The sequence below is a fragment of the Okeania sp. SIO3I5 genome (assembly GCF_010672085.1).
GTDB lineage: Bacteria > Cyanobacteriota > Cyanobacteriia > Cyanobacteriales > Microcoleaceae > Trichodesmium.
On sequence record NZ_JAAHHT010000301.1, the window covers coordinates 1 to 10256 of the forward strand.

Consider the following 10256-nt stretch of genomic DNA (forward strand, 5'->3'; position numbering starts at 1 on the left):
TGTTATCAGTTATCAGTTCCCAGTTATCAGTACCTCTGCAATAATGAGGCTTTACGTAAGGAATATTCTCTTTTTTTATCCCCTTAAAAGGGGAGCCTTTATACCTTAATTTTTCAATTTTTAGGTAATTATTAATTATTAATTATTAACTGCTCCCAACCTATCCCTTGATAACCAAAATTAAACAATTCGGGATGTAAAATTTCCGCTAAAATTTCCAATGAATCTACTAATCTTGGTCCCGGACGATTGAAATAAGAATTTCCATCAGTAATGTAAACTTTTCCCGATTTACCTGTAGTTAAATCTTGCCATTCTGAACTTTGAATTAACTCTAAAGTATCTTGGCGAGTACGTTCTAAATCAAAACCACAAGGCATAAAAATTATTACATCTGGATTAGCAGTTAATAACTCCTCCCATTTTAACCAAGGAGAATGTTTTCCTATCTCTCCAAATAATGAATTTCCACCAGCAAGTTTAACTAATTCTGGTATCCAATTTCCGGCTGCCATTAGTGGATTACTCCACTCAATACAAGCAACTTTTGGAATATTATTAACTGGTAAATTTTGTGTTGTTTCTGCACAAACTGCAACCCTTTTTTTTAACTTAGAAATTACCTCATTCCCATCCACTCCTAAATTATTTGCTACTCGTTCCATATCTGCCCAAACTTCTGCCAATAAATTAGGCTCTAAAGAGATAACTTGAGGATGACTTTTTGTTAAACTTTTCACTGCTGTTTCTACATCTGCCAAACTAACAGCACAAACATCACATTGAGCTTGAGTAATAATATGAGTAGGTTGTAATTTTTCTAATGTTTCTAGTTCCACAAGGTAGACACTTAAAGCAGATTGTAATAACTCCGTAGCGCGATCGTGAATTTCCCGACTACTACCATCAGGATTAAATTTAGGTTGAGTACAAACAGGCAAATTTTGAATTTCTCGAGGATAGTCACATTCGTGACTTCTACCAACAATAGCTTTTGTTAATCCCAATTCTGCAATAATTTCTGTGGCACTAGGAATAAGAGAAACAATTTTTAGTGAGCAATTAACCATTATTTTCTTGTGAGTATATGGCGCAGATTTTTCTTGATAAAAAATTAAGCTTTATCAGCATCTATATTAGAGGTATTTTGGGAAAATAGTATTAGCGTGTCTAGATTTAAAAGCTAGACGCGCTAATAGCTAGAGTTACAAAATATAGCGTAGATACCCATCATGAATCATACCAAGCAATTAATAGAAGATTATACTAATGGTAACAGAAATTTTCTTTCTATAAATCTGCAAGAAGTTAGCCTTGAAAGTATTAATCTCAGTGGTGCAGACTTTAGTAATTCCGATTTTAGTAATGCTGACCTGACTAATACTAATCTCTGTGGTGTCAATCTCAGTAATGCTAATTTGAGTGGAGCAAATTTAGTGGGGGCGAATTTAAGTGAAGCTAATTTAACAGGTGCTAAACTTGGTGAAGCTAATCTGAGTAATGCCAACTTAAGTGGAGCAAACCTCTCTGAGATTGATGCTAATCGTGCTTTCTTCTTTTGTACTAATCTTTCTCAAGTTGTTTTAGATAGAGCGTTTCTTTTTAGCGCTAGTCTCAGTTACGTTTGTTTGATTGGTGCAAGAGTGAGGTATGTGAGTTTGATTGGTGCTAATCTGGTTGGCGCTGATTTGAGTTATGCCGATCTAACTGGTTCCTATTTAATTGTTACTGATCTGAGTAGTGCTAATCTTTCTGATGCTAATTTGAGTCTAGTCGATCTTAATAGTTCTAATTTGTCTGGTGCTGATCTAACCAAGGCTAATTTTAATGGTGCTGATTTGAGTAGGGTAAATTTAGTTGATGCTAACTTGAGTCAGGTTGATTTGAAGAATGCTAAGTTAGTTGATGCAATTCTATCTGATGGTATTGACTACCAACCAGTTTGTAAAAGTTAAACAGTAGACATCTTACATTGTCATACCTCTATCACTATGGTGCTGTGGTTTTTAGCTAACCATGTTGTTATATCATGTCCGGTTGAATAGTTATAAATAAGGAAGAAGGAGTCAGGAGGTAGGGACGTATTGCTGACGCTTTCGATCCGCTAACGCTGCGCGACATGTAACGCATTTTTGCTCAAGCAACGTCCGTACGGAGAAATGAGCGAAGAGAAGAGAGTTTGAATGTATAATATCATGTCCGGTTGAATACTTATAAATAAAAATGGAGGAGTCAGGAGACAGGAGACAGGAGAAAAGAATGTACCAGGAGAAAGAAATGGTTTTATCACTAATTATCCGGACATGGTATAAGGAGGAAAAAGTTTTTTGGTCGCGTAAGCGGAAGGTCGTTCTATCACGCTCTGCTCCGGACATGATATTAGTTTATGTAGTGCATCCGCTCTGATGTCAGCTACTGCTTGGTGCGCGTTCCGCAAGCGATCTGTCGTCGTCGCAAGGTCGCATTCGCTTTTTTGTGAGCCTTAGCTAGCCTTTTTACGGCTTTTGCTCTGTTTTTTGTTTGCGTAGCATTCCGCAGGAAACCAGGCTCCTTTTTCTTGACACGGCGTTGATAACCAGTTAATCTTTTTTTCGCTTGTTTGTAAGGTTTGATGTTGGCAAATACCGTTCCATCACTACAAATCATACATAAATTATATCATGTCCGGTAGCATCGGTATTGTATAGCAAAGGTAGGGAACACTTAACTGGGAACACTTATAGCTGAGAAAGAGTTGCTTAGGACATGGACTGATGATGAACCTTAGACTGGGAAATGTTTTTCTAACTGTTCCCTGTTCCCTGTTCCCTGTTCCCTGCTATAACTGGGAACAGAGAGGAATACTTAAGAGCAAGAAAAAAAACTTAAATTTCCTGTAGATACTCACCTTTAGGTTTACACTCTCCGATACAAGCGGACATGATATTATATAGAATCCGGGTAATTAGTTATCGTATTACTCAGGATTAATGAGTAAGGATTAATGAGTAAGGAGTAATGAGTAAGGAGTAATGAGTAAGAAAGGAAATGAAAATGCATAAATTTTTAAATTCGTATTTATGCTTAACATATTTTAGTTGAGGAAGTAATTTTGCGATTACTGTATAAACGGATTTTATATTATTAATTATTTCCCCCTATTCCCTATTCTTTATTCCCTCTTTTCTGGAGATGCCTATTAATATTAATAAATACTACTTACAGGAGTGAGTCATTTCAATTATCAGTACCTCTCGGTGAAGCCAGAACCTTAAAATATTGAATCGAATATTTTTTTATTTTTTTGAAAGGGGAGTCTTGATATAGCGTTTCTCAGCAATCGTGAGGTACACCTATCTTTATTTGTTCCTATTTCCTATTCCCTGTTTCCTATTCCCTATTCCCTATTCCCTGTTCCCAGTTAAGTGTTCCCTGTTCCCTAAAACCAAGGAATTTTGTACCTCACGCTTCTTGGGAATTGCTATATCTTATATTATTTCCGGATAATTAGTGATAAAAAAACCTTCTTCCTTTGAACCTTTTCTTCCCCTTCTGCCTTCTGCCTTCCTGACACCAAAGTATAAGTATTCAACCGGAGATTATATTATTTTTTGGTCATAAATTTATGATGACGCAGACAAACTCAGAAACCGGGTTTTTTCGTCAATATTTATTGTTAAAAACAAGGATTTATCCTAAAAACCAGATTTCTTTAGGTAAGTCCTAATAAATAGCTTAGTCATTTGTAGCCAACATTATATCAAATTCGTATTATCTCATTCTATATAGCGTTTCCCAAGCTCTCGGAGGTAGAGTTGTTTTTCTTCTTTATCTATTCCTACGGAATGAGAATTACTACTTCTTCTACTCCTTATTCCCTACTCCCTATTCCCTATTCCCTATTCCCTATTCCCTACTCCCTATTGCCTATTGCCTATTGCCTATTCCCTGTTTCCTGTTCCCAGTTAAGTGTTCCCTGTTCCCTAAAACCAAAGAATTTTGTACCTCACGCTTTTTGGGAATTGCTATATAGCAATCAGGAATGAGATGTGAGAATTTTTATGATAGTTAGTTTGAGCTGAAAACCTTAAAAATTCTGACTCCTGACTCCTGACTCCTGACTGCTGTACGGGCGATTTCCGTTTGTCATGCTCCTAATTACGCTCTTCGCCCCTACCACCAAAATCTTACAACTGAAATAGGATTGCTATAGTAAATTTATTCACCTATTCTCCTAATACCTACTATCAAATGTTTCTCAACTGGCAAGACTTAATAGAAGATATTAATTTTAAACATCAAAAATGCCAAATTGACCAAAAAAATGCTATGGTTTATGCTTATTCTTTAGGTCAATTATTATTGGAAACTCAAACTTTATTTTCTCCTACTGAATGGCAATCTTGGCTCCAAAATAATTGCCATTTCTCAGAGAACTGCGCGGAGACTTATTTGCAAATAGCTAAAAGTTGGCCTACTTTCCGGACACAATTAGATGCTTACAGAAAAGCTGATTTATCTGTTATGGAAGATGCTATGGAAGATAAATTTCAAATGCAATTTGTTACCTCTCAATCAAAAGATAATTTACCAGAAGAACTGGAGACGGAAGTTAACAAAAATATTCCGTTATTAGATAATGATGAGAATTTTACGACTTCTAACTCCGAATCTGAAGAATCTGAAAATTCTACAAAAATTCATTTCTATATTCCTGGGAAAGTAGTTCCTAAAGCACGTCCACGAGTTACTGCTAATGGTACTTATTTACCACCTCGATATCGCACCTGGAGAAATCAGGCAGAAGTAGAAATTTACCGTCAAGTTTCTGAACTTAATTTAGAGGTAAATTTACCGATTCAAAAAGCAGCTATTTCCATTAGTTTTTGTGGAAAACATCGCACTAATTCTGATTTAGATAATTTAGCAGGAGCTTGTCTTGATGCTTTGACATTAAATGGTGCGGGTGTGCTTCAGGACGATCGCTTGAGTTGTATTCCTAAACTTACTATTGAATATATTCCTGATACTAAGAAAACAGGAGTTTGGATTGAAATTGAAATACTTTCGTAAGCATTCAGTAGACATCTCCAGAAAAGAGGGAACACTTAACTGGGAAAAGGGAAGAGTAAAAACTTAGTTGAAAATTTACGTTATTACACGATATAATAAGCTAGTTAATGTAAAAGATAAGGTAGTAAAATTTATCAAGTCAAGAGTATTGACTTAATCAAATAATAACGACATAATAAGTGACAAAGCATACTATTTAACAGACGGTTCTGAGTTAGTAATAGTTGATAGCTTTTTTCCATCATCAAAAACTTGCTCGAATTGTGGTCATATTCAAGATATGCCTTTAAATGTAAGGACTTATGACTGCCCTGAATGTGGCTTGTCAATGGATAGAGATTTAAACGCCAGTATAAATTTGAGAGATGCGGTCGCAAGGGCCGTGAATGCCTGTGGATGAGAAACCGCCGACGGCCTCAGTAGAAGCAGGTAGGGACGTTGCTTGAGCAAAAATGCGTTTTCTTATAGGGAATGCTGCGCAAACATGTCGCGCAGCGTTAACGTTTGCGGAGCATGACCTAGGAAAGTTGTGCTTTAGCTAAACGTCCGTACACATCAAGTTGTTACGTTATGTGACGCTTTGTATCAGTTTTATGGAGCAGTAATAGGACTTACGCATGAAAGCTATTCGTAGTGGAATGTTTCAGCTAAAACTGTGCATTAGATTTTAGGTTGTGGGAAGACAAGGAAGACAAGGTGGACAAGGAAGACAAGGTGGTAAGGGAGAAAAAAGCCTATTGCACCATTTAAGATGAAACAGTCCACTAGCTTGTGTCTTGGGCATATGAACGTTTAGCTTATGAAGGTGTCCGAATCCGGGCCTAGGCTTTCCCATCCCTCCGTTCCCCTCCCCCCTTCCAAAGCTATGCTTTATAAACATCTTTCTTAACATAAAACTTGACAACATAGACAAGTTATGTTTAAGTCTTGAATCGGCTTTTTCAGGAGAAAAATGTATTGAATTAGACACGCTTGAGTGAAGACTGTAGAAAGAATTCTTCTTCCCCCTCCTCCCCATCCTCCCCATCCTCCCCATCCTCCCCCTCCTCCCCATCCTCCCCATCCTCCCCACCCTCCCACAAGGGTTTCAAGAGTTCCTTATAAGGGATAGCTTCCAAAGGGGGGTTAGGGGGGATGGAGAGCGCGGGACAACAGCCAGGAAAGTTAACTATTACCTAAGCATTTCAACCATTAATAGACTGACTAGCATAGGCATCCATACTATACGACGGAACTCGCTTGTTGTAGTCTAATCTATTGCCAGTCAAAGATTCAGACAAGTTTTCAAAAGACTTAGAATTCCAGTTACGCTCGTGGATAGGTTTTGTTTGCTCGCCCAAGAAGTAAGCTTGACTTCCGATTACTGCAGCAGCTACCCAAGCGATCGCGAATAATGAGATTAAGATAACCATAGTTTGTTTTTCCTTTACATTTTTTAACCTTACTGTAAATAAATGTAACAAGTTATTGCCTGAAGTGTCAAGTAAATGTACATGGGTAAACTGAATAAAAAGTTATAGAAATCTACACCTGTTTGGAATGGACATAAATTTCAAATTATGATATGGCGCTAGGGAACAGGGAACACTTAACTGGGAACAGCAAAATGTCAAAGGGTTTTTCCTAGGTCATGCGGAGCAAACAGGATTTAGAAATGTCCTAACCTATTTGCGTAGTGCTATATAAGAAAGTTTTTGACCATGAGGTGATAATGTAGGTTGGGTTGAACGAAGGGAAACCCAACACGCACGTTATTAGACCTCTCCAAAAATACCGATTTGGGAAGGTTTGAGAACATTTTCTGGAGATGTCTATTGTTGTTGGGTTGGGTTTCGTCCCTCAACCCAACCTACACTTATTACACCATTTAAAATGAAACAGTCCACTACAATTTTGCACTGAATTCTAAATTCTAAATTCCAAATTCTAAGGACTTATCAACTCCTGCCACGCTAGCACTAAATTTCCTCGCATTAAAGCAGCAATACCATTTAATGATCTAATCTCTGGTTGATAAGGATCGAGTTCCAAAGCAGACTTTAAAGCAATTTCCGCCGCTCCCGGATTAAGATCGTATAAATAGACAAAAGCTAAATAAGCATAAGCAAAAGGGTTTTGAGAATCTAACTCAGTTATCCTAGTTAAAGTAGCGATCGCTCCCTCTGCATCTTTTTGTAAAACTTGCGCTAAAGCTAAACTATAGAGCAATTCTAAATTATCTGGTTCCTGTTGCAAACGATAGGTTAAAGTTTGTTCTGCTTGCTCAGTATAATCTTGAACTGGATCGTATTGGTTAACTCGCGCCACTTCTGCAAACACAGTTTCCAAACCCTTTATTCCCAGAGGTAACTTTTTGCCCCACATCCGCAACTGCGTTACTAAATCTAATTCTGGTGCTGGTAATATTTGCGCCTGGGGGTCTACTTCGACACGAACGGGGGGTTGTATGGGAATAGGATAAGTTTCTCCAGTTTTCCGGTTAAGGTAAGTTGCTTCTAATATGTAATTTCCCGATGAAATATTGCCAGGGGGTAACATTCCTATTCGTTCAATGACTTCAAACCCAACCTCAGACTTATTTGCTGGAGACAGACCAGGGTATAAACTTCCCATTCCAATAGCGCGATCGTGAATAAATTTGGTGACAGGTTTTTCTGAGATATTATTATCAGTTTTATATCCCCCCCTTGCCCCCCTTTGTAAGGGGGGAGTCTTCAAAGTCCCCCTTTCTAAGGGGGATTTAGGGGGATTCTCAATGTACTCAGAAACCAATTGGTGAAATTGTGGTGGATTAATATAGCAGTTCTTTAATCTATGAGGTACAGTTTTATATCCCCCCCTTGCCCCCCTTTGTAAGGGGGGAGCGTTCAAAGTTCCCCTTTCTAAGGGGGGAGCGTTCAAAGTTCCCCTTTCTAAGGGGGGAGCGTTCAAAGTCCCCCTTTCTAAGGGGGATTTAGGGGGATTCTCAATGTACTTCGTAACTGTGGGAGTTGCTATATTTTCTCGACGATAAGTTAATAAGACTAAACCTGACTGTAATTCTTGCCAGGAACCAGACCATTTATAAGTAATTGGTATGGGAGTTCCCGGTCTAATTTTTGGCGATAAAATCACATAGTCTAATTTTACTTTTTCCTGTGGTTTATTCAGAGGATTAACTTCTACAGGTAAAAACTGATTACGATAGAGATTTAAGTTGCTATTATCTGGCAACTGCCAACTTTTTTGTAATTGAAAATTCGGGTGTTTTTCGATGAGATTAACAATAGCAGATTGAGCTTTTTTGATTCTTTTTACAGAACCTTGTTCATTAGTTTTTGTGACAAACCAAGAGAGCGATCGCGCATCTTGTTCTATTTGTTTTAAATTAGTTCCAACTTGCCGACCATAGACTTGTAAATTTTGTAGAGCGCCGTAATAATTTAAGTTATGTTGATTAATTTCTGGAGTGGAAGGTAAAACCCCTAAAGTTGATTGTAAATAGGGGTCAGTTTTGATAATTTCAGCAATTACTTTTTGATGAGGCCATGCTTTGCCTAAATGAGCATAATAAGTAGCGCCAGGACTTAACCAAGCAGTAATTTGTCTGAGGAAAATTCCACCTACAGGCCAGAGATTTAATAGCATTAAAATAATTGCTAAACCAACAGTAAAGTAGCGAATTTGTTTTCCTACTTTTCTGGGAAATTGCATTAAACCAAAAGCTAATAAAATTGATAAAACTGGCAAGAATGGCAAAGTGTAACGAAAATCTTTGTTGATATTGAGGGAGCAAATTAGGTATCCTCCAATTAAAAATATGGCTATCCATTGACAAGAATGGAGCTGATTTGAAAAGTTTTCTTGTTTTTTGTTGAGTCGGATAAAGTAAAAAATTAATCCACCAATGGGAATAATTAATAGAGGCAAAGAAATATGATAAGGCAGTAATTTTCCATAATAAATCCAAGCATCTAAACTTAAGAGATTGGGGTCGCCTTCAGCAATAGCCGAATCTACCGTTGCTCGTTTACCAGCAGTTAACATTAATAGCCAATTTGTTCTTGCCCAAGGATAAAAAATTGCGACGGATAAGCAGAGAGAATAAATTAGTTGAATTAATTTGTACCATTGCCGTTTTTTGAGAATATTTATCCCTATCCAAAGCAACGGCGTAAACAGAAAAAATATTGTAGTTTGCTTAACTAAAATTGCCAGGCCGAAAGTCAAACCAAAAGCAGTTGCCCAAAGCCAATTTCTGAGAGATTTATCTTGAAATAACTTATCTGTTTGAGCAGATATTAATCCTCTAAATTTTTCCAAAAATAATAAAACTTTCTTTCTTCCCTGTTCCCTATCCAATATTTTTTTATCAATCTTTTCTTCCTGTTCCCTGTTCCCTGTTCCCTGTTCCCTATTCCAATACCAAAATGTCAAACAACAGAAACTTAAAGTTACCATTGCGGTGAGAGGATAGTCGAGTAAAAATTGTAAACGATATCTATATAATCCCGGAAATAATATAGATAATACTGCTGCCCAAAACGCAACTTTTTGATTAAATAATTTGCTGCCTAAACTGTAAACCGAAGTCAGTAAAATAGCACTAAAAAATAGATGTACTAAAGTTGCTTCGTCAGCACCTCTACCAAAGATATTTTGAAACGGAACAGTAAGAATGTAAGTTAACGGTGGCACCTTCGGCGAAAGTTGCCAAAAATGCTGCCACCATTCCCCAGAAAACAATTGTAGATTTTGGAAAACACGCAAATAGGTAAGGGAACCCGTCAGATAGTCCGCTTGATCCCAAGCAGGAACAGAATTATCAAAAGCAAACCAGAGGCGATCGCTCACCGCCCCCAATAACCATAGGATAGTTAAAGTAAGGATGTGATTAAATTTGAGTTGTTTTTTATCTTGGGCAATCATAATTTCAGTTATCAGTTTAGTAGGGGAAGACCTCTCCCCTAACCCCTCTCCTGCAAGGATAGGGGAGAAACTCCCCCTTCCCTCCTCCCCCCTCATCCCCCCTTGGAAAGGGGGGCAAGGGGGGATTAAAAAGGGGGGTAAGGGGGGATAGGAATGGGGTTGGGGGGTTAGGTTTTTTCCTATTGTCACCTTCTTTTATAGAACCTTTCGCGCAGCATTCCACACCGAAAGCTTTGCAACAGCGAAAACACTCCTCAAATTAACAAACTGCAAAATCGCCGATCTTGCGTGTTTCT

The 10256-nt window shown here is 37.8% G+C and carries 7 protein-coding genes; 3 read left to right on the forward strand and 4 right to left on the reverse strand.

The window, feature by feature from the left end:
• Window positions 1-131 precede the first annotated feature (131 nt).
• The gene (locus F6K40_RS35745) at window positions 132-1070 is read right to left on the reverse strand and encodes a cobalamin-binding protein (protein ID WP_293143569.1); all 939 of its coding nucleotides are present in this window, start codon (window positions 1068-1070) and stop codon (window positions 132-134) included.
• Between the two features lie 162 nt (window positions 1071-1232).
• On the opposite strand from F6K40_RS35745, the gene F6K40_RS35750 reads away from it, so the two are divergent.
• The 3 genes from F6K40_RS35750 (at window position 1233) to F6K40_RS35760 (ending at window position 5452) form a co-directional block, all read left to right on the forward strand.
• Window positions 1233-1955, forward strand: coding sequence for a pentapeptide repeat-containing protein (locus tag F6K40_RS35750; protein WP_293143572.1), 723 nt, complete (start codon window positions 1233-1235; stop codon window positions 1953-1955).
• A gap of 2275 nt (window positions 1956-4230) precedes the next feature.
• Window positions 4231-5052 carry a RusA family crossover junction endodeoxyribonuclease gene (locus tag F6K40_RS35755; RefSeq protein ID WP_293143574.1) on the forward strand — a complete coding sequence of 274 codons (822 nt, stop codon included), beginning with the start codon at window positions 4231-4233 and terminating at the stop codon, window positions 5050-5052.
• A 175-nt stretch (window positions 5053-5227) separates the two neighbouring features.
• Window positions 5228-5452 (forward strand): zinc ribbon domain-containing protein, encoded by a 225-nt coding sequence (locus F6K40_RS35760; RefSeq protein WP_375340627.1) that lies wholly within the window; start codon window positions 5228-5230, stop codon window positions 5450-5452.
• 562 nt (window positions 5453-6014) lie between these two features.
• Here F6K40_RS35760 and F6K40_RS35765 read toward each other — a convergent pair.
• The 3 genes from F6K40_RS35765 to F6K40_RS35775 form a co-directional block, all read right to left on the reverse strand.
• Window positions 6015-6143: a hypothetical protein gene (locus F6K40_RS35765; RefSeq protein ID WP_293143577.1), complete on the reverse strand. Its 129-nt coding sequence runs from the start codon at window positions 6141-6143 to the stop codon at window positions 6015-6017.
• 93 nt (window positions 6144-6236) lie between these two features.
• Window positions 6237-6464, reverse strand: coding sequence for a photosystem II protein, Psb35-related (locus F6K40_RS35770; protein ID WP_293143580.1), 228 nt, complete (start codon window positions 6462-6464; stop codon window positions 6237-6239).
• Between the two features lie 514 nt (window positions 6465-6978).
• Entirely contained in the window at window positions 6979-9960 is a 2982-nt protein-coding gene (locus F6K40_RS35775) for a phospholipid carrier-dependent glycosyltransferase (protein WP_293143583.1), read from the reverse strand.
• Window positions 9961-10256 lie beyond the last annotated feature (296 nt).

What these genes read in the sequence shown, in the direction of transcription:
- F6K40_RS35745 (WP_293143569.1), bottom strand. Translation starts at nt 1,070, where the DNA reads ATGGTTAATTGCTCACTAAAAATTGTTTCTCTTATTCCTAGTGCCACA.
- F6K40_RS35750 (WP_293143572.1), top strand. Translation starts at nt 1,233, where the DNA reads ATGAATCATACCAAGCAATTAATAGAAGATTATACTAATGGTAACAGA.
- F6K40_RS35755 (WP_293143574.1), top strand. Translation starts at nt 4,231, where the DNA reads ATGTTTCTCAACTGGCAAGACTTAATAGAAGATATTAATTTTAAACAT.
- F6K40_RS35770 (WP_293143580.1), bottom strand. Translation starts at nt 6,464, where the DNA reads ATGGTTATCTTAATCTCATTATTCGCGATCGCTTGGGTAGCTGCTGCA.
- F6K40_RS35775 (WP_293143583.1), bottom strand. Translation starts at nt 9,960, where the DNA reads ATGATTGCCCAAGATAAAAAACAACTCAAATTTAATCACATCCTTACT.